An 18,659-nucleotide genomic window follows, 5' to 3' on the forward strand; every position below is an offset into this window, starting at 1 on the left:
CGCTCGCGCGGCCGCGGGGCTACTGGCCGGTCACCGCCGCGCGGAAGGCGTCCGAGGCGTAGAACGGCGCCAGCCTGCGGCGGATCACGGTGTCGAGATAGCCGCGCTCGTCGAGCTTTCCGAGTACCGACGGCCCGAACCGCAGGGCCTCCTCGATGAGGTCGGCGCGGCTGATGCCCAGCTCGGTGAGCAGCTCGGCCAGCGGGGTGTCGCCGTACTTGTCGAAGACGTGATCGATGCCCTCGTCGAGCAGGGCGTGGAAGTAGTCGGTGTCGCGGAAGGTGCGCCAGAACTCGAAGGTGAGCACGACCGCGTCCTCCACGTCGTTGGCCGAGACGAGGTCGCGGAACGAACCGATGGCGTGCCCGGTGTGTTTGCGCCAGGTCTCGCGGGCGGTGTCGAGCAGGACCTCGTCGGCGTCGTCGCGGTTGCCGCGCAGCACGAAACGCGCGCCGGTCCGGGTGATCCGGCCGACGCCGTTCTCGATGACGGGCAGCGCGGGCTCGGCCAGCCGGGCCAGCGCGCCACGCAGCGAGCCGGCCAGACCGTGCCCGTCGGTGTTCCTGTTCTCGTCGACCGCGGCGACGACCGCGCGCTGCACGGCTTCGACGCAGGCGTCGACGGTGACGGGGCTGCTCAGCACCAGGCGAACGAGGCGGTGGGTCACCTCCATGTCGGCCACGGCCGAGACCAGCTCGTCGAAGCGCCGGTTGTCGACGACCTCGCCCACCGGAATCTCGTCCTGGGCCTGGTGGTGGTAGAGCCGGGCGGCGATCTCGCCGACGAGTTCGGGGATCGCGCCCTCGACCGGGATCTGCACGGCGTACTTGTGCGCCACGCCCTTGATCTGTTCGCGGGTGACCGCCTCGGCCAGGGTCAGCTCCTGCGCCTCGGCGAGCAGGCCGTCGACCTCCTCGGTGGCCAGTTCGAGGAATCCCACGGGCTGCAGCAGCTGGTCCTTGGTGAAGGCCACGTGCGCGTCGAGCACCCGCAGGGCGAGGTCGTGGTGTCCGGCAGGCTGGTCGTTGGTCGCACCCATGCGCCCAGCGTGTCACATCCACCGGGCGAGAGCCGCGACACGCGGGCAGACTCCGCCCAGATCGCGGTGTCGAGAGCCGCATTGCACAGTTTGCCGGTGAGTATGGCATACTGGGCTGCTGAGACTGGGCTGATCACAGAGATCGCCATGGCTCACCTACGGAAAAGACTTAGAAACACCATGACTCAAGGCACTGTTAAGTGGTTCAACGGCGAGAAGGGCTTCGGCTTCATCGCCCAAGACGGAGGCGGCCCCGACGTCTTCGTGCATTACTCGGCCATCAGCGGCTCGGGCTTCAAGTCCCTCGAAGAGGGTCAGCGCGTGGAGTTCGAGGTCGGCCAGGGCCAGAAGGGCCCTCAGGCTCAGGACGTCCGCTCCATCTGATTCGGGCGTGATCCTGAAAGGCCCCGCACCTTCGGTGCGGGGCCTTTCTCGCGTCTCACACGCCCCCGAACACCCGCTCGACGACCGCCTTCGCGCGCCGCGTGATCCGCATGTAGTTGTCGAGGAACTCGCTGCCGTCGTCATTGGGCCATCCGGCGACCTTGGCCACCGCCGACAGCAGCTTGCCGGGGCCGGGCAGCTGGTCGGTCGGCTTGCCCTTGACCAGGACGAGGGCATTGCGCGCCGCGGTCGCGGCGAGCCACGATTCCCGCAGCAGCGCAACGTCTTCGGGCTCCAGGATGCCTTCGGCCTCGATGACGTCGAGCGTCTGCAAGGTCGAGGTGTTGTGCAGCGCGGGCACCTCGTGGGCGTGCCGCAGCTGTAGCAGCTGGACCGTCCACTCGATGTCGGCCAGGCCGCCGCGGCCGAGTTTGGTGTGCGTGGCCGGGTTGGCGCCGCGCGGCAGCCGTTCCGAATCGACGCGGGCCTTGATCCGGCGGATCTCGCGGACCGCCTCGGCCGACACCCCACCGGCCGGATACCGGATCGGGTCGATGACGTGCAGGAACCGCACCCCCAGATCCTGATCGCCCGCCACCTGGTGCGCGCGCAGCAGCGCTTGCACCTCCCAGGGCTGGGCCCACTGGCCGTAGTAGGCCTGATAGGCCGCGAGCGTGCGGACCAGGGCGCCGTTGCGCCCCTCCGGGCGCAGCCCGGCGTCGACCTGGAGCGGCGGATCGGTGCTCGGCGCCCCGAGCAGGCGCTGGACCTTCTCGGCCACCCCGTTGGCCCACTTGACCGCGGTCGTCTCGTCCTCGCCGGGGCGCGGATCGCACACGAACAGCACGTCGGCGTCGGACCCGTAGCCGAGTTCCATGCCGCCGAGGCGGCCCATGCCGATCACCGCCATGTCGGCGGGGGCGGGTCCGCCGCGTTCGGCCTCCGTCGCCCGGATGACGGCGCTGAGCGCGGCGTCGAGCACCGCCACCCACACCGATGACAGCGCGGCGCACACCTGCGGCACGTCGAGCATGCCGAGCAGATCCGCCGAGGCCACCCGCGCCAGTTCGTGCCTGCGCAGCGACCTCGCCGCCGCGACGGCGCGCGCCGGATCGTCGTAGCGGGCCGCCGCGGTCTGGATGCCACGGGCGACGTCGACGGGTTGCGGGCCGAGCAGTTGCGGGCCACCGGGTCCGTCGGCGTACATCCGGATGGTCTCCGGCGCGTTGATCAGCAGATCGGGCAGGTACTCCGAGGAGCCGAGCACGATCATCAGGCGCTGGGCGATGGCGCCCTCGTCACGCAGTTCGCGCAGGAACCAGATCTGGTCGTCGAGGCCCTCGGAGATGCGGCGGTAGGCGAGCAGGCCGGCGTCGGGATTCGGTGTGTCACCGAGCCATTCGAGCAGGGTCGGCAGCAACAGGGCCTGGATACGGCCCTTGCGTGAGACGCCGCCGGTGAGCGCCTTGAGGTGCCCGAGCGCGTTCTCGGGGGCGCCGTAGCCCAGCGCCGCGAGCTGACGGACGGCGGCGTCGGGGCTCAGGCGCAGCGCGTCGGAGTCGAGCCGGGCGACCGAGTCGAGCAGCGGGCGGTAGAAGAGCTTGGCGTGCAGGCGCCGCACCCGCATCGAATTGCGGCGGATCTCGGTCTCGAGCACGCCGACGGCGTCCTGGCGGCCGTCGGGCCGGATGTGCGCGGCGCGGGCCAGCCAGCGCATCCCCTCCTCGTCGTCGCCGGCGGGCAGTGTGTGGGTGCGCTTGAGCCGCTGCAACTGCAGCCGGTGCTCGAGCAGGCGCAGGAACTCGTAGGAGGCGGTGAGATTCGCGGCGTCCTCGCGGCCGACGTAGCCACCCGCCGCGAGCGCGGTGAGCGCCTCGACGGTGTTGGTGACGTGCAGCGCGTCGTCGACCCGGCCGTGCACCAATTGCAGGAGCTGCACGGCGAATTCGACATCGCGCAGGCTGCCCGCGCCGAGCTTGAGCTCACGCTCGCGCAGGTCGGCGGGGACCAGGTCCTCCACCCGGCGGCGCATGGCCTGGACGTCGGCGACGAAGTCGGGGCGCTCGGAGGCCGTCCACACCATCGGCATCAACGCGTCGCGGTACTGCTGCCCCAGCTCCAGATCGCCGGTCATCGGCCGGTTCTTCAACAGCGCCTGGAACTCCCAGGTGCGGGCCCAGCGCTTGTAGTACGCGAGGTGGGAGTCGAGGGTGCGCACCAGCGCGCCCGCCTTGCCCTCGGGGCGCAGAGCGGCGTCGACATCGAAGAAGGCCGAGCTGCCCACGCTCATCATCTCCGCGGCCAGCCGGGTGGCGGTCGCGTCGGCGGGCTCGGCGACGAACACCACGTCCACATCGCTGACGTAGTTCAGTTCGCGCGCACCGCATTTGCCCATCGCGAGCACCGCGAGCCGCACCGGTACCGGCCCGTTCTTGCAGACCCGCGCGATCGCGACCGACAGCGCCGCCGTGAGCGCGGCGTCGGCCAGGTCCGACAACTGCCTGCCGACCACCTGGTAGGGCGGCACTGGCTCGTTCTCCACGGTGGCGGCCAGGTCGGTCGCGGCCAGCAGCATCAGCTGATCGCGATACCTGCCGCGCAGCAACGCGATCGCCTCCGGGCCCGCGATCTCGGCCCGGAACAGCATGGGTCCGGCGTTGGGTCCGGTCTCGGGTTTCGCGCCGACCGCGTCGAGCAGATCCGCGATCACTTCCTCGCGCTCGGGAAGATGCTTGCGGCGCAGGATCTTCCACGCCTCGGGCGTGGCGACCAGATGATCACCGAACGCCGTCGAGGAACCGAGCAGCCCGAACAGCCTGCCGCGCAGGGTCGTATCGGAGCGGATCACCGAATCCAGTTCGGCCCAGCCGTCACCGAGCGATTCCCGTAACCGCAGGAGGGTGGCCAGCGCGAGATCGGCGTCGGGCGAACGCGACAGTGCCCAGAGCACGGGCACGCCGTCGACATTGTCCCAGCCGAGCTGGTGCAGGGAATCGGCCGCCGTGGGCTCGAGCAGGCCGAGCCTGCCGACGCCGGGAACAGCGGAGCGGGCAGTCGGTGGCCGGACCATGCCCTAAAAATACCTCTTCGGGGCCACCGTCACAGGCTCAGGTATTCCTCGAGTTCCCAAGGCGTGACCTTGCTGCGGTAGTCGGCCCATTCGCGGCGCTTGTTGCGCAGGAAGAAGTCGAAGACGTGCTCGCCCAGGGTCTCGGCGACCAGTTCCGAACGCTCCATCGCCTGCAGTGCCTCGTCCAGGGTGCCGGGCAGCGAGCGGAAGCCCATGGCGCGGCGCTCGGCGTCGGTCAGCGACCACACGTCGTCCTCGGCCTCGGGCGGCAGCTCGTAGCCCTTCTCGATGCCGCGCAGCCCGGCCGCGAGCAGCACCGCGAAGGTCAGATACGGGTTGCAGGCCGAATCGGGGCTGCGGATCTCGACGCGGCGCGAGGAGGTCTTGTTCGGGGTGTACATCGGCACCCGGACCAGCGCGGACCGGTTCGACCGGCCCCACGAGGCCGCCGTCGGCGCCTCGCCGCCGTGGATCAGGCGCTTGTAGGAGTTGACCCACTGGTTGGTGATGGCACTGATCTCGGGCGCGTGCTCGAGGATGCCCGCGATGAACGAGCGCGCGGTCTGCGAGAGGTTGTCCGGGTCGTCCAGGTCGGCGAAGGCGTTGTTCTCGCCCTCGAACAGGCTCATGTGGGTGTGCATGGCCGAGCCCGGGTACTGCGAGAACGGCTTGGGCATGAACGTCGCGCGCACGCCCTCGTCGATCGCGACCTCCTTGATGAGGTAGCGGAAGGTCATCACGTTGTCGGCCATCGACAGGGCGTCGGCGTAGCGCAGGTCGATCTCCTGCTGGCCGGGGGCGCCCTCGTGGTGGCTGAACTCGACCGAGATGCCCATCGACTCCAGCGCGTCGATGGCGTGACGGCGGAAGTTGGGGGCGGCGTCGTGCACGGCCTGGTCGAAGAAGCCGCCGTTGTCGGCGGGCACCGGCTTGCCGTCCTTGAGGCCGTTCTCCAACAGGAAGAACTCGATCTCGGGGTGCACGTAGCAGCTGAAGCCGACATCGGCGGCCTTGTTCAGCTGACGGCGCAGCACGTGGCGCGGGTCGGCCCAGGACGGGGAGCCGTCGGGCATGGTGATGTCGCAGAACATGCGCGCGGAGTGCTGGTGGCCCTTGGAGCTGGCCCAGGGCAGCACCTGGAAGGTCGACGGATCGGGCCGGGCGACCATGTCCGCCTCGGACACGCGCGCGAAGCCCTCGATGGCCGAGCCGTCGAAGCCGATGCCCTCTTCGAAGGCGCCTTCGAGCTCGGCGGGTGCGATGGCCACCGACTTGAGGTAGCCGAGCACATCGGTGAACCAGAGCCGTACGAAGCGGATGTCCCGCTCTTCGAGCGTCCGCAGCACGAATTCCTTCTGGCGATCCATAGGGGCGAGCGTAAGCACCCGGCGTTAAATCCGTGTTACATCGCTGCTCGGGTTTGCGATCACGTCATCTTCCGCGCACATCTCACCAGCCCTGACGGCGCGCGGAGATCGGCACGCCGGTCTCAGCAGGTGAGTCCGGGCTCGGGCGCGGCGAGCTCGACCAGGTAGTCGATCACCGCGGAATCGAGGCAGCGATCGCCCGCGACCAGGGCCGCGGTGTGCCGGTTGCCGCGGAAGGTGATCAGGGCGGCGCCGAGCTGATCGGCCAGGTCGACACCGGCCTGGTACGGGGTGGCCGGGTCCTCGGTGGTCGAGACGACGACGGTGGCCGGCAGGCCGGGCGCCGACACCCGATGCGGCGTGCTGGTGTTGGGCACCGGCCAGGCGGCGCACAGCTCCAGCGGGGCGGCGCCGGTGCCCCTGCCGTCGTCGAGGAACGGGGCGGCCCTGCGGTATTCGGTGTCCTGGCGGCCGACGATCGCGCGATCGGTGACGCGCGGGTCGTCGACGCAGCGGATCGCGTTGAAGGCGTCCTGGATGTTGGCGTAGCTGCCGTCGGCGCGGCGGCCGTCGTACTGGTCGGCCAGCTGCAGCAGCGTGTCGCCGTGGCCGTCGCGCAGTTCGGTCAGGCCCTGGGAGAGCACGTTCCACAAGTCGTCGGTGTAGAGGGCCTGCTGGACGCCGGTGATCGCGTCGCCGTAGCTGAGGCCGCGCGGGTCGGCGGTCGCGGCCGGGGTGTCGGCCAGCGGGGCCACCAGGGCGCGGAACCTGGCGACGGCCTGGGCCGGATCGGTACCGAGGGGGCAGTCGGGGTTCTGCGCGCAGTCGGCGGCGTAGGCGTTGAACACGCCCTGGAACCCGGCGGCCTGGCGCAGCGACTCCTGCACCGGGTCCTGGGCGGAGTCGACGGCACCGTCCAGGACGAGGGCGCGCACGTTCTGCGGGTACTTCTCGGCGTAGGCCGAGCCGAGCCGGGTGCCGTAGGAGTAGCCGAGGTAGCTCAGTTTCGCGTCGCCGAGCACCGCGCGCAGCACGTCCATGTCCTGGACGACCTCCCTGGTCCCGACGTGGCCGAGCAGGTCGACGCCGCTGCGCTGGGCGCACCGGTCGGCGTACTCGCGGTTGTCGGCCTCGGCGGCGGCGATGCCCTCCGGGGTGTTGTCGATCGGCGGTTCGGCGCGCTCGGCGTCGGCCTGCTCAGGGGTGAGGCAGACGATCGCGGGTAGTGAGGAACCGACACCGCGCGGATCGAACCCGACCCGGTCGAACCGCTCGGCCAGCGGCGTGCGATTGCCGACGGCGACCGTCGAGAGCCCGGAGACACCGGGCCCGCCGGGGTTGAGCAGCAGCGAGCCGATCTTCTCCCCCGACGCCGGGATCCGCGACAGCGCGATCTGGGCGGTCGGGCCGTCCGGCTCCGCGTAGTCGATCGGCACGGTGATCCGGGCGCATTCGGTTTTCGGCGGCAGCCGGTCCTCGGGTCCACCGAATCCCTCGCACGAACCCCATTCGAGCGGTTGTTCGTAGAACTTCTCCAGACCGGCGGGCGGCGGCGGCAGCTCCGCGCGCGAGGCGCTGTCGTCGGTGACCGCGCACCCGGACACGGTCAGCGCGCACAGGGCGCCGAAGAGCACGACGAGCCGGCCTCGCTGCACAGTGGGCCCACCTTTCCGCGCCGCACGGCGCACAACACGATGCGCCCGATCCGCTCGACTGGGCTGGTTTCACGGTAGCCGAACCGGGGCTGTGACCGATCACACCGGGTGCTGCCCTTAAAACGGTTCGGCCCGAGGTGGCACACTGGTTTCGTCAGAAAAACCCGGGGACCCGATTCGGGCCTCGAGGAACCAGACGAAAGAGGGACGATGATGTCCGTATCCGCTGAGCAGACCCCTGCCTACGGTGCCGCTCCCGCCGAGACCACACGCCGCAAGACCCGCGTCCAGCATCTGCAGCAGATGAAGGCCGAGGGCGAGCGCTGGTCGATGCTGACGGCCTACGACTACTCCTCCGCGCACCTGTTCGAGGAAGCGGGCATTCCGGTCCTGCTGGTCGGCGACTCCGCCGCCAACGTGGTGTACGGCTACGACACCACCGTGCCGATCACCGTCGACGAGCTCATCCCCCTGGTGCGCGGCGTCGTCCGCGGCGCGCCGCACGCGCTCGTCGTCGCCGACCTGCCCTTCGGCACCTACGAGTCCTCGCCGCAGCAGGCGCTGGCCACCGCCACCCGGTTCATGAAGGAGGGCGGCGCGCACGCGGTGAAGCTCGAGGGCGGTGAGCGCGTCGCCGAGCAGATCGCGCTGATCACCGCCGCGGGCATTCCGGTGATGGCGCACATCGGGTTCACCCCGCAGAGCGTCAACACCCTGGGCGGGTTCCGGGTGCAGGGTCGTGGCGACGGCGCCGAGCAGCTCATCGCCGACGCGCTCGCCGTGCAGGAGGCCGGCGCGTTCTCCGTCGTCATGGAGATGGTGCCCGCCGAGCTGGCAGGCCAGGTCACCCACAAGCTCACCATCCCGACCGTCGGCATCGGCGCCGGCGCCGACTGCGACGCCCAGGTGCTGGTCTGGCAGGACATGGCGGGCTACACCAGCGGCAAGACCGCCAAGTTCGTCAAGCGCTTCGGCAATGTCGGTGACGAGCTGCGCTCGGCCGCGGCGGCCTACGCCGACGAGGTCCGCCGGGGCACCTTCCCTGGCCCCGAACACAGCTTCTGAGTAGTTGGAGCGCTGGCGCGCTCGTGTCGCGGCCCCTTGGTCCCGTCGATCAGGCACCGTCGCTACGACTTCGTCGTTACGCCACGGCGCCTGATCGACGGGACGGCCGCGACCGGCCACTTCGTGGCCGCCGCTCCTCGGGGTCGCGGGTGCGGGTCGGGAAGGCGGCTGGGTTCGGTTCGTGATGGCAGACTCGATGACGACATCCGTCGACACGAGTAGAGGTTTCGATGCCGCATCGCCGTTGGAAGATCCGCACCGGGCTGGCGCTGGCGGGCGCGCTCGCCGTCGCGAGCCTGACCGCCTGCGGCGGTGTGGAAGTCACACCGTCGGATGAGGCGAGCAGCACCACCGCGGCGCCGAGCAGCACGCCCGGCGCCGCGACCGGTGACGCGGCGATCAGCGACGCCACCGCGGCCCAGCTGTGCGACATGCTGCGACCGGAGCTGTCCAACTTCCGGGTGCAGGGGCCGACGCTGGGCCGGCTCTCGCTCAACGCGATGGTGCTCGACTGGACGGTGCGCAACGCCGGGCTCGGCCAGCAGGTGCTCGCCGACAAGAAGGTGATCGACCGGGTCACCACCAAGTCGTGCCCGGATGTGCGGACCGAGGCGCTCACGGCGCTCGAATTGCCCGACCTCGCCGCGGGATTGGTGCTCTGATGCGCGAGCTCTACCCCGAGATCGAGCCGCACGCGCACGGCCTGCTCGACGTCGGCGACGGCCAGTCGGTGTACTGGGAGATCAGCGGCAACCCCGAGGGCAAGCCGGTGATCTTCGTGCACGGCGGTCCCGGTGGCGGCACGGGCCCGCTGCAGCGGCGCTTCTTCGACCCCGACCTGTACCGGATCGTGCTGTTCGATCAGCGGGGCTGCGGGAAGTCGCTGCCGCACATCGCCGACGGCGCGAGCCTCGAGTTCAACACGACGCCGCACCTGATCGCCGACATGGAACTGCTGCGCGAACACCTCGGGATCGAGCGGTGGCAGGTGTTCGGCGGCTCGTGGGGTTCCACCCTCGGCCTCGCCTACGCCCAGGCCCATCCCGAGCGGGTCACCGAACTGGTGCTGCGCGGGATCTTCCTGTTGCGGCGCAAGGAGATCGACTGGTACTACAACGGCGCCGCGGGCAACGTGTATCCGGCCGAGTGGGCGAAGTTCCTGGCACCGGTGCCCGCCGAGGAGCGCGACACCGATCTGGTCGAGGTGTATCACCGGCTGCTGCACTCCCCCGACGAACAGGTGGCGCTGGACGCCGCGGTGGCCTGGTCGACATGGGAGGGCGCGACCAGCTCGCTGCTGCCTGCCCCGGACCGGATCGCCGAGACCGGTGAGGCACGCTTCGCGCTGGCCTTCGCGCGGATCGAAAACCACTATTTCCGGCACGGCGGGTTTCTCGACGAGGGACAGTTGCTGCGTGACATGGACCGGATCGCGCACCTGCCCGGCGTCATCGTGCAGGGTCGCCACGACATCGTCTGCCCGGCGGTGAGCGCGTGGGACCTGCACACCGCGTGGCCGGGCTCGACGCTGCACATCGTGGAGGACGCCGGGCACACCGCCCACGAGCCGGGAATCACCCATCGCCTCGTCGAGGCGACGGATCTGTTCGGGAAGCGGGGCTGAGTTCATGAAGGCCGGAAAAGCCGTCGTCGCGGCACTGCGTGAGGACATCGACCGGCTGCTGGCCGCCGAACCGGACGTGCGCGCCGACGCGGACGACTCGGTGCACCAGATGCGGGTGGCCACCCGCCGCCTGCGCAGCGTGCTGCGGTCCTATCGCGACGCCTTCGACGCCCATCAGGCGGCCGCGACCGTCACCGAGCTGAAGTGGCTGGCCGATCTGCTCGGGGTGGCCCGCGACGCGGAGGTACGCGCGGACCGGTTCCGCGAGTTGCTCGCAGCGCACGACGAGGTCCCCGAGGAGGTGACCGCGGCGCTGGTCGGCGCGTCGCGCAACGCCTACTCCCGGGCGCACGAGATCGTGCTCACCGAACTCGACAGCATGCGCTACCGCCACCTCGCCGAGACGCTCGAGACCTGGCGGACCGCGGCCCCGCTCGATCCCGAGCAGGCGCGCGAGAAGGCCCGTCCGGTGTTCGAGCACGTCCTGCGCCGCGACCGCAAGCGGTTGCGCAAGATGATCTTCGCCGAGCCCACGTCGGCCCCGGCCGAGCGGGTGGAGCTGCTGCACGATATCCGCAAGGGCGCCAAGCGGTTACGGTATTCCTGCGAGGCGGCGGGCGAGGTCCTCGGCGCTGCCGCCACCGACCTGGGTACCCGCGCCAAACGCCTGCAGAGCGTCCTCGGTGACCACCGCGACGCCGTCGAATCCCGCGAGCACATCATGGCGGTCGCCGCCACCGCGCACGGCCCCACCGCCACCCTCTACGAACTCCTCGCCGACACCGAGGAAGCCGCGGCGGGCCGAGCCCTGGCCCGCTATCCCGCGGCCGCGGCCCTGGTCTCCACCGCCGACTGAACCGGCCCGCGCGCAACGGCCACCGCGGCGACGCGCCGCCCTGCCCTGGTCACCGGCGGCGCGAGGCTTGGTCGTGCGCCGCACGATGTGTGAGACTCCAGCGAAAGGCACTGTCCCCGAAGAGGAGTCGACGGCCGCTCGTCCGCGGAGTGTGGTCAGTTCGCGGGGTAGGCGAACTCGATGGTGCGGGTGACGGTGTCGGCGGTGACGAGGCGGACCGGGACGTGTTCGCCCTCCGGGGGTTTGCCGGTGCACCTGGCCAGGATCGGCGGCTCGACGACGAAGATCTCGGCCCCGCGGGAGCCGTTGGCCTCACGCAGGACCAGGGCGTCGAAATCGGTGCCGACGCGCGGGGTCAGGACGGTCGCCTCGGTGAGGTCGACGCAGGCGCGGTCGACCTTGTTGGCCACCGAGTCCGTGCGGCGCAGGGTGTCCGCGGCAGCCGCGAGGCCGTCGGCGACCCAGCCGGGGACCTCCGTGCCCGCGCAGTAGGCCAGGCAGATCTCGGTGGTGAAGCGGTCGGCGAGGCGGCGCAGTGGCGCGGTGACATGGGCGTACGGCGCGCCGATGGCGCTGTGGGTCAGCTGGTCCTCGGTCGGGTCGGTGAGCTCGCCGAGCAGCGTGTAGCTCGCGCCGCGCAACAGGCTCGTCGCCTCCGACATCAGCACCAGGGCGGCCGGGGTGTTGGGATCGAGCCCGGCCAGCATCCGCCCGACCGGCACGTCGGCGGGCCAGTCGACGTCGAGCGCCGCGGCCGTGCGCCGCATCGAGGCGATGGCGGAATCCGGCGGCGGGGGCATGGTGCGCAGCAGGCCGAGCGGAGTTCCCCTGTGCTCGAGCATGATCCGCGCCGCGCACATGCCGGTGAGCAGCGAGACCTGTTCGTTCCAGTCGTCGGCGGCGGTGCGTGGTTCGAGTTCGAGGCGCCACTTGTCGCCGTCGCGCACCACGTCCTGGGAGGGCAGGCGCAGCGAGATCGCGCCGCGGTCGAGCCCCACCTCGATCCGCAGGCGGCCGAACTCGGGCAGCGCGGCCAGCGAGGGGTGCAGGGCGCCCGCGTCGGCGGCGGCCTGCACCTGGGCGTAGTCGAAGCGTTCGCGGGAGCGCACGAGCGCGCGCGTCACCGAGAAGGCGAGCGGGGCCGCGGTGTCGTCGAGTTCGATGGTCCACAGCGCGGCGGGCCGGTCGACACCGGGCAGCAGGCTGGCGGTGCCCTCGGACAACACGGTCGGGTGCAGCGGGACGGTGCCGTCGGGCAGGTAGAAGGTCTGGCCGCGGGATTCGGATTCGCGGGCGAGCGCGCTGCCGGGCACGATCACGGCGCCGAGATCGGCGATCGCGTAGTGCAGGGTGAATCCGGTCGGCGTGCGTTCGAGATGCAGCGCCTGGTCCAGATCCATGGCGCTGGGCGGGTCGATGGTGACGAACTCGATATCGGTCCGGTCGACCCGGGTGCCCGCGAACGCGTCGACCGCGTCGCGGGCATTCGAGACGGCCTCGGCCGGATAGTCCGAGGCCAGCCCGAATTCGGAACGGATGGCGCCGAAGTCGACCGGCGCCGAGACGATCCGCTGATGGAGTTCCATCCTCGCAGGGTAGCGAGTGCCTACTGCAGCGCCAGCATGGTGCCGTTGAGCTGATCGAGCGGGCCGTACACGGTGAAGGTGACCCGACCGTTGGGCACCGCGGTCGACACGGTCGCCGCCGCGTCGAGCGCCTGACCGAACGAGGCCGCCGACGGATGCGGCAGACCGGCGACGGTCAGACCGAACCGGGTCTGGTGCACCCAGGCGGTATCGGCCGGGCTGAGGTCGACCTGGACCCCACCCGCGAGCGGGGTCACCGCGACCGCATTCGCCGATCCGGCGCCCAGGGACGAGAGCACGGCGGCGGCTCCGGCGATCAGCGCACCGGCGACAATGGAACGAACTACCCGCATGTAAATAAGACCTGCTTCCGGGATCGAATGTGTGTGGGCCCGCAACCGTGGCCTCGAGCCCTGCCGACGGCGAACACTCTATGACCTCGATCACGTTCCCGGCGACTTCCCGCGCATATTCACCGACTCGACACGCCTCGGGCCGCAATTGTTACTGTGGCGGCGGCACTCCCGGCATACGCCGGGCGGTGTGGCACCGACGTCGATAAATGGGAGTTCCGAACGCATGTCGTCGCTGATTTTCGATTACCTCTTGCCGATTCTCGGTCCTGACGCGGCCTCGTACTGGGCCCAGATGCTCGTGATCAACCCCCAGTAACGCCCCGGTTCGATCGAGCACCTGTCGCCTCCCGTTCACCTCACGGGGGGCGACTTGTTTTCTGGGGCGCTAGCATCCCGCTCCGTGAGTAGAACAACCGCCGCCATCGCGGCCAGCGCCACCGTCTTCGCCCTGCTTCTGGCAGGCTGCGGCGAGGATTCCTCGGCTTCCCCCGCCACCTCGACCACCGCCGCCCCCGCCACCAAGGTGGACGCCACCAAGGCGGGCATGTTCGTGGTGAGTTACCGCAACGCCTTCCCGAAGCTGGCCGAAGGCCGTGACGACGCGGCGGTCGCCAACGTCTTGAACCTGACCTGCAGCGACATCAAGGCGGGCAAGTCCGAGGCCGACACCGTGGCCGCGGTCGTCACGTACTCCAAGAACGGCGCGACCACCGCCACCAACGACGAGGCGAAGACGATCTACGAGACGGTCAAGCTGATGTGCTGAGCCCCGCGGCGCGACGAAAGCGGCGGTTCCCCTGGGGGACCGCCGCTTTCGTCGCTCGCGCGCGGACGAGCCGGCCTGTAAGCCGGATCCTGTCCCCGGTTCGCACCGGGGGGCGACCATCCATCTGGACACACCGTCGCCGGGTGCCTCGAGCGGTCCACCCGCAGGCTCGGGCGAGCAGCCCTCGAACACCTGCGCAGCCGCACCGCGAGGTGCGACCTTCGACCTTGCTCCGGGCGGGGTTTACCGAGCCGCCCCGGTCACCCGGGGCGCTGGTGCGCTCTTACCGCACCGTTTCACCCTTACCGCACGTGCTGTGCGGCGGTCTGTTTTCTGTGGCACTGTCCCGCGGGTCACCCCGGGTTGCCGTTAACAACCGCCCTGCTCTGTGGAGTCCGGACTTTCCTCGGCACCGGGCAGCGACACCATAGTGCCCGTTCCCGTCACCGCGGTCGCCCGGCCGACTCGTCCGCTCGTACAGGATACTCGGTACCTTTGTCACTCATGGAACGTGTCGACGTCAGTTTCCCCTCGGGTGAGCAGCAGTGCGCTGCGTGGCTCTATCTGCCCGACGGTGCTCCCCGGCCGCGACCGTTGGTGATCATGGGGCACGGGCTGGGGGCCACCCGCGAGATGGGGTTGGATCGGTATGCGCGGCGGTTCGTCGCGGCGGGAATGGGGGTGCTGGCGTTCGACTACCGGCATTTCGGGGCCAGCGAGGGGGCGCCGCGGCAGGTGCTCAACATCGCCCGGCAGCGCGCGGACTGGAAGGCGGCGATCGCGTACGCGCGCAGCATCCGCGGCTTCGACGCCACGCGGATCGCGTTGTGGGGCACGTCCTTCGGCGGCGGCCACGTGTTGTCGGTGGCGCCCGACGACGACTATCTCGCCGCGGTCGTCGCGCAGGTGCCGTTCACCAGCGGCTGGGCCTCGGCGATGGCGAAGGGCCCGATCAGCCTGACCAAGGTCAGCACGATCGCCGCGACCGACCTGCTGTTCGGCCCGCTGCGGCGCGAACCGGTGCGGATCCGGCTGGCCGGGCGCAAACGCGCCGCGGCCCTGATGAGCGCGGCCGACGTGCCGGAGGGTTTCGGCAGGCTCGCCGAGGAGAGCGACACCTATCGGCCGAAGGTCGGTGCGCGGGTGGCGTTCTCGACGCTGTTCGATTCGCCGGGCCGCCGGGCGAAGGCGCTGAAGGTGCCGGTGTTCTACGCGATCGCCGAGAACGACTCGGTGGCGCCCGCCGCGCCGACCCGCAAGGCCGCCGAGCGCACCAAGCACGCCGTGGTCAAGCAGTACCCGGTCGGCCACTTCGACGTGTACTTCGACGACGTGTTCGAGCAGGTCGTGCGGGACCAGACCGACTTCCTGGTCTCCGTGTTGCGCCCGTGACGGGCCGGTGCCCCGGCGCCCGATCCGGCCTGCCGCCCGGGGTGGTTGGGGCACCATGGAAGCCATGGAACAGCTCAGCTCGCGCACGATCTACACCAATCCGTGGATGCGGCTGCGGGAGGACACGATTCGCCGCACCGACGGTTCCGTCGGCATCTACGCCGTGGTCGACAAGGTCGACTGGGCGATGGTGATCCCGTTCGACGGGGAGGGATTCCACCTCGTCGAGCAGTTCCGGTACCCGCTGGGCGAACGCTACTGGGAGTTCCCCGCGGGCACGCCACCGCAGGGCACGGCGCCGTCGCCGGTGGAGCTGGCGCACAACGAGTTGCGCGAGGAGACGGGGCTGCGGGCCGGACGGATGACCCCGCTCGGCGTCCTGGCGACCGCGCCCGCCTCGACCAGTCAGCGCGGACACTGCTTCCTGGCCACCGACCTCACACCCGGTGAGCCACAGCGCGAGCCGGAGGAACAGGACATGCGTACCGCCTGGTTCTCCCGTGCCCGGTTCGAGGCGATGATCCTGCGCGGCGAGATCATCGACGCCCACGCCGTCGCGGGCTACGGCCTGCTCCTCATGCACGAGCGCGGCCTCGGCATGTCGTGATCAGCAGGCGCGCACGCACAGGGGCGCGACACCCGAGCCGGTGTCGCGCCCCTGTGTGGTCGAGCGGCGGATCAGAGGGGCTGGAAGCCTGCGCCGACGCCACCCGCCCGGTTCAGCACCTCGAGGATCACCCCGATGGGCTGGAAGTAGGCGGGCGAATGCAGCGGGTTGGCGCCGTTGGTGCACGGGAAGTCGAAGTCGACCGGGCCGAGGCCGGTGAGCCTGCCCTGGTTCATGCCGACCAGACGATCGCCGACGACGACCGGACCACCGGAATCGCCCGGCTGCGAGCAGTACTGGTTGATCGAGGTGCCTTCGAGCTCACCCCACACCACGCCGCAGCTGCGACCGCTGGTGCGCCCGTCCGAGCACACCGTGGCGCCAGGGGCGGGCGGCTCGCCGATGCCCGCGACGGTGGTCTGGCCGACGGTACGAACCGGAACGACCTTCGACGCGTCCAGCTGCAGCACCGCGAAGTCGAGGTACTCGCCGTCGTCGGAGAAGGCGACGGTGCCGATCACACCCGCCTGCAGCGCCTGCTCGGCCCCCACCCTGGCGCCGGTCGGCGCGCAGTGGCCCGCGGTCAGGCCGACCAGCCTGCCCGCGCTGTCGTGGCCGATGGCGGTCAGCGAGCAACCGGAGTTGTTGTCGAAGACGATGCCCGAGGCCGCGCCGAGCACCACGCTCGGTTCGGCCGACACGCTGCCCGCACCAGCGGACGCGGTGAGCGCCCCCGCGATGGCCGCCGCGAACGCCGCCATCCGTAGAAACCTCATCAAGTACCTTTCTCGATGGCCGCGGCATTCCGCACGCCCGAGAACCTTTCGGGCGCCGGGGCGTCGTCGTTACGCCGAACCGCGAACCTGGGCGACCGTACCGCGCCCCGGCGACACCCGCCTAGCTCAGATACGAAACGTCGTTGACGAGGCGGACCGAGGCGCCGCCGTCGGGATAGAACTCGGCGATGCACAGCGAGGCCAGATCCAGGTGCAGCCGGTACAGCAGCGACGGGCCGACACCGAGCGCCAGCTGCAGCAGCGTCTTGATCGGGGTGACGTGGCTGACCACGACGATGTTCTGCCCCGGATACAGCGCGACCAGATCCCGCCGCACGCTCTCCACCCGCTCGCGTACCTGGTCGAAGCTCTCTCCGCCCGGCGCGGGAATCGAGGAGTCGCCGAGCCAGTCGGTGTGCAGCTGCGGATCGCGCTGGGCGGCCTCGGCGAAGGTGAGACCCTCCCAGTCGCCGAAATCGGTCTCGATGAGGCCGTCCAGGACGCGCAACGGCACGTCGAGCGCCGCGGCGGCGGCCTCGGCGGTGGCGCGGGCGCGCTGCAGTGGTGAGGTGACGACCGCGGCGATATCACCCTTGGCGGCAAGCATTTTCGCGGCGCGCTCGGCCTGCTGGCGGCCGAGATCGGTGAGCGGTGGGTTGCCGCGCCCCGAATAGCGGCGCTCGATCGACAGTTCGGTCTGGCCGTGGCGCAGCAGCAACAGCCGCGTCGGCCTGCCGAGCGCGCCGGTCCAGCCGGGCGCGCTGGACGGAACACGCTGCGCGGCACCGCCGTTGAGCGCCGGATCGCTCTCGGCCTGTTCCGCTCCCCCGGAGCCCACCTCGGCCTCGCCCGTGGCGGCCACGGTCACCTGGTCACCGGGGGCGTGCCCGGCGGCGACGGCCTCGCGCACCGTGCTGACGAGATCGCCGTCGTCCATGGCTTCGTTGGCCAGCCGGTCGGCATGGGAGTTCTCGGCACGCGGGATCCAGGTGAAACTCACCCGGTCGAAGCCTGCGACGAGGGACCGCGCCTGCTCGACGAGCGGAATCATCGACGGGTGCTTGACCTTCCAGCGCCCCGACATCTGCTCGACGACGAGTTTGGAGTCCATCCGCACCGCGACGACCGTGGCACCGAGTTCGGCCGAAGCCGCCAAACCCGCGATGAGACCGCGGTATTCGGCGACATTGTTGGTGGTGACGCCCAGGTATTCCTTGCGTTCGGCGAGCACCCGCGCGTGGTCGGCGTCGAAGACGACGGCGCCGTAGCCGGCCGGGCCGGGGTTGCCACGCGAGCCGCCGTCGGCCTCGACGATCACCTCGGTCATCGGCGCACCGCGTCGATCACAGCCCGGATTCCTTGGTGCGCACCATGATCGCGCCGCATTCGGGGCAGCGCAGGACCGCGTCGGGCGCGGCCTTGGCGATGCGCTGCATCTCGCCGCGGTCGATCTCGATCCGGCAGGCGCCACAGCGACGGGCCTGCAGCAGGGCGGCGCCGACGCCGTGCGCGGCGCGCTGCTTGTCGTAGATCGCGAGCAGCTCGCCGGGGAACAGGCCGAGCAGGCCCGCCCGGTCGGTGTCGCAGCGCTGCTGGGCGACGTCGAGATCGGCCATCGCCTCGTCGCGCAGGCGTTCGGCGTCGGCCAGGTCCTGTTCGGCCTTGCTGAGCCGGGCACCCGCGTGATCGTGGTCGGCGGCCATCGCCTCGCGCTGCTCCATCACGGTCAGCAGTTCGTCCTCGAGCACCGAGCGGCGCCGTTCCAGGCTGCCCAGCTCGTGCTGGAGTTCGGCGAGCTGCTTGGCGGCGACGGTGCCCGCGGTGAGCATGCCGCGGTCGCGGTCCTCGCGCTTGCGGACGGCCTCGACCTCACCCTCGAGCTTGCGGATGTCGCGATCCAGATCGTCGATGCCGATCTCCACGGCGACGGCGGCGTCCTTGTAGCCGTTGCGTTCGGCCGCCAGGCGCGTCACCTCCTGCTGCTCGGGCAGCGCGTTCCTGCGGTGCGCGATCCGCGTCAACTCGGCATCGACAGCGGCGAGCTGGAGCAGCTTGGACTGGACCGACGGTTCGACATTCAACGCGCACGAACTCCTGAACACTGTGGACGGATGGG

General features: G+C 70.6%; 17 protein-coding genes and 1 other RNA gene. 8 read left to right on the forward strand and 10 right to left on the reverse strand.

Annotated elements, in window-relative coordinates; all coding sequences use genetic code 11:
- Positions 1–19: 19 nt before the first annotated feature.
- Positions 20–1,039: a hypothetical protein gene (locus tag AB0H56_RS28700; RefSeq protein ID WP_357168919.1), complete on the reverse strand. Its 1,020-nt coding sequence runs from the start codon at positions 1,037–1,039 to the stop codon at positions 20–22.
- 180 nt (positions 1,040–1,219) lie between these two features.
- Between AB0H56_RS28700 and AB0H56_RS28705 the strand changes: the two genes are divergently transcribed.
- Positions 1,220–1,423 (forward strand): cold-shock protein, encoded by a 204-nt coding sequence (locus tag AB0H56_RS28705; protein WP_110040334.1) that lies wholly within the window; start codon positions 1,220–1,222, stop codon positions 1,421–1,423.
- Positions 1,424–1,478: 55 nt separating this feature from the next.
- Here AB0H56_RS28705 and AB0H56_RS28710 read toward each other — a convergent pair whose 3' ends face one another.
- The 3 genes from AB0H56_RS28710 to AB0H56_RS28720 form a co-directional block, all read right to left on the reverse strand.
- Positions 1,479–4,493, reverse strand: a complete 3,015-nt coding sequence (locus AB0H56_RS28710) for a bifunctional [glutamine synthetase] adenylyltransferase/[glutamine synthetase]-adenylyl-L-tyrosine phosphorylase (RefSeq protein ID WP_357168922.1) — start codon at positions 4,491–4,493, stop codon at positions 1,479–1,481.
- A 29-nt stretch (positions 4,494–4,522) separates the two neighbouring features.
- Entirely contained in the window at positions 4,523–5,860 is a 1,338-nt protein-coding gene (locus AB0H56_RS28715; protein ID WP_110040273.1) for a glutamine synthetase family protein, read from the reverse strand.
- A 122-nt stretch (positions 5,861–5,982) separates the two neighbouring features.
- The gene (locus AB0H56_RS28720) at positions 5,983–7,464 is read right to left on the reverse strand and encodes an alpha/beta hydrolase (RefSeq protein WP_357168990.1); all 1,482 of its coding nucleotides are present in this window, start codon (positions 7,462–7,464) and stop codon (positions 5,983–5,985) included.
- A gap of 264 nt (positions 7,465–7,728) precedes the next feature.
- On the opposite strand from AB0H56_RS28720, the gene panB reads away from it, so the two are divergent.
- The 4 genes from panB to AB0H56_RS28740 all read left to right on the forward strand — a co-directional run bounded on the left by panB (position 7,729) and on the right by AB0H56_RS28740 (position 11,060).
- Complete coding sequence (gene panB / locus AB0H56_RS28725; RefSeq protein ID WP_357168924.1) at positions 7,729–8,580, forward strand: 3-methyl-2-oxobutanoate hydroxymethyltransferase; 852 nt, start codon at positions 7,729–7,731, stop codon at positions 8,578–8,580.
- Positions 8,581–8,810: 230 nt separating this feature from the next.
- Positions 8,811–9,242 carry a hypothetical protein gene (locus tag AB0H56_RS28730; RefSeq protein ID WP_357168926.1) on the forward strand — a complete coding sequence of 144 codons (432 nt, stop codon included), beginning with the start codon at positions 8,811–8,813 and terminating at the stop codon, positions 9,240–9,242.
- Positions 9,242–10,204, forward strand: coding sequence for a prolyl aminopeptidase (gene pip, locus AB0H56_RS28735; RefSeq protein WP_357168928.1), 963 nt, complete (start codon positions 9,242–9,244; stop codon positions 10,202–10,204). The genes AB0H56_RS28730 and pip overlap by 1 nt, the downstream gene beginning before the upstream one ends.
- 4 nt (positions 10,205–10,208) lie before the next feature.
- Positions 10,209–11,060, forward strand: a complete 852-nt coding sequence (locus tag AB0H56_RS28740; RefSeq protein WP_357168930.1) for a CHAD domain-containing protein — start codon at positions 10,209–10,211, stop codon at positions 11,058–11,060.
- A gap of 155 nt (positions 11,061–11,215) precedes the next feature.
- Here the strand turns inward: AB0H56_RS28740 and AB0H56_RS28745 are convergent, their stop codons facing one another.
- Together AB0H56_RS28745 and AB0H56_RS28750 are read right to left on the reverse strand one after the other, a co-directional pair.
- Entirely contained in the window at positions 11,216–12,646 is a 1,431-nt protein-coding gene (locus AB0H56_RS28745; RefSeq protein ID WP_357168932.1) for an RNB domain-containing ribonuclease, read from the reverse strand.
- A gap of 20 nt (positions 12,647–12,666) precedes the next feature.
- Positions 12,667–12,999, reverse strand: coding sequence for a hypothetical protein (locus tag AB0H56_RS28750; protein ID WP_232997609.1), 333 nt, complete (start codon positions 12,997–12,999; stop codon positions 12,667–12,669).
- Between the two features lie 403 nt (positions 13,000–13,402).
- On the opposite strand from AB0H56_RS28750, the gene AB0H56_RS28755 reads away from it, so the two are divergent.
- Entirely contained in the window at positions 13,403–13,768 is a 366-nt protein-coding gene (locus tag AB0H56_RS28755) for a hypothetical protein (RefSeq protein WP_357168934.1), read from the forward strand.
- 62 nt (positions 13,769–13,830) lie between these two features.
- Here the strand turns inward: AB0H56_RS28755 and rnpB are convergent.
- An RNA gene (gene rnpB / locus AB0H56_RS28760) (RNase P RNA component class A) lies at positions 13,831–14,236 on the reverse strand.
- Positions 14,237–14,272: 36 nt separating this feature from the next.
- Here rnpB and AB0H56_RS28765 point away from each other — a divergent pair.
- Entirely contained in the window at positions 14,273–15,160 is an 888-nt protein-coding gene (locus AB0H56_RS28765) for an alpha/beta fold hydrolase (protein ID WP_357168936.1), read from the forward strand.
- A gap of 55 nt (positions 15,161–15,215) precedes the next feature.
- Entirely contained in the window at positions 15,216–15,767 is a 552-nt protein-coding gene (locus tag AB0H56_RS28770; RefSeq protein ID WP_357168938.1) for an NUDIX hydrolase, read from the forward strand.
- A 71-nt stretch (positions 15,768–15,838) separates the two neighbouring features.
- Here AB0H56_RS28770 and AB0H56_RS28775 read toward each other — a convergent pair whose 3' ends face one another.
- The 3 genes from AB0H56_RS28775 to AB0H56_RS28785 form a co-directional block, all read right to left on the reverse strand.
- The gene (locus AB0H56_RS28775) at positions 15,839–16,528 is read right to left on the reverse strand and encodes a S1 family peptidase (RefSeq protein ID WP_357168940.1); all 690 of its coding nucleotides are present in this window, start codon (positions 16,526–16,528) and stop codon (positions 15,839–15,841) included.
- A 136-nt stretch (positions 16,529–16,664) separates the two neighbouring features.
- Complete coding sequence (locus AB0H56_RS28780; RefSeq protein WP_357168942.1) at positions 16,665–17,870, reverse strand: bifunctional RNase H/acid phosphatase; 1,206 nt, start codon at positions 17,868–17,870, stop codon at positions 16,665–16,667.
- A gap of 16 nt (positions 17,871–17,886) precedes the next feature.
- Entirely contained in the window at positions 17,887–18,624 is a 738-nt protein-coding gene (locus AB0H56_RS28785) for a C4-type zinc ribbon domain-containing protein (protein WP_110040261.1), read from the reverse strand.
- Between the last annotated feature and the right edge of the window lie 35 nt (positions 18,625–18,659).

Origin of the sequence: Nocardia sp. NPDC050717 (assembly GCF_040654275.1) — a bacterium.
In the GTDB taxonomy this organism is placed as follows: Bacteria; Actinomycetota; Actinomycetes; order Mycobacteriales; family Mycobacteriaceae; genus Nocardia.

Coding starts and splice junctions, on each gene's coding strand:
- AB0H56_RS28700 (WP_357168919.1), bottom strand. CDS start 1,039: ATGGGTGCGACCAACGACCAGCCTGCCGGACACCACGACCTCGCCCTG.
- AB0H56_RS28705 (WP_110040334.1), top strand. CDS start 1,220: ATGACTCAAGGCACTGTTAAGTGGTTCAACGGCGAGAAGGGCTTCGGC.
- AB0H56_RS28710 (WP_357168922.1), bottom strand. CDS start 4,493: ATGGTCCGGCCACCGACTGCCCGCTCCGCTGTTCCCGGCGTCGGCAGG.
- AB0H56_RS28715 (WP_110040273.1), bottom strand. CDS start 5,860: ATGGATCGCCAGAAGGAATTCGTGCTGCGGACGCTCGAAGAGCGGGAC.
- panB (WP_357168924.1), top strand. CDS start 7,729: ATGTCCGTATCCGCTGAGCAGACCCCTGCCTACGGTGCCGCTCCCGCC.
- AB0H56_RS28730 (WP_357168926.1), top strand. CDS start 8,811: ATGCCGCATCGCCGTTGGAAGATCCGCACCGGGCTGGCGCTGGCGGGC.
- pip (WP_357168928.1), top strand. CDS start 9,242: ATGCGCGAGCTCTACCCCGAGATCGAGCCGCACGCGCACGGCCTGCTC.
- AB0H56_RS28740 (WP_357168930.1), top strand. CDS start 10,209: ATGAAGGCCGGAAAAGCCGTCGTCGCGGCACTGCGTGAGGACATCGAC.
- AB0H56_RS28745 (WP_357168932.1), bottom strand. CDS start 12,646: ATGGAACTCCATCAGCGGATCGTCTCGGCGCCGGTCGACTTCGGCGCC.
- AB0H56_RS28750 (WP_232997609.1), bottom strand. CDS start 12,999: ATGCGGGTAGTTCGTTCCATTGTCGCCGGTGCGCTGATCGCCGGAGCC.
- AB0H56_RS28765 (WP_357168936.1), top strand. CDS start 14,273: ATGGAACGTGTCGACGTCAGTTTCCCCTCGGGTGAGCAGCAGTGCGCT.
- AB0H56_RS28770 (WP_357168938.1), top strand. CDS start 15,216: ATGGAAGCCATGGAACAGCTCAGCTCGCGCACGATCTACACCAATCCG.
- AB0H56_RS28775 (WP_357168940.1), bottom strand. CDS start 16,528: ATGGCGGCGTTCGCGGCGGCCATCGCGGGGGCGCTCACCGCGTCCGCT.
- AB0H56_RS28780 (WP_357168942.1), bottom strand. CDS start 17,870: ATGACCGAGGTGATCGTCGAGGCCGACGGCGGCTCGCGTGGCAACCCC.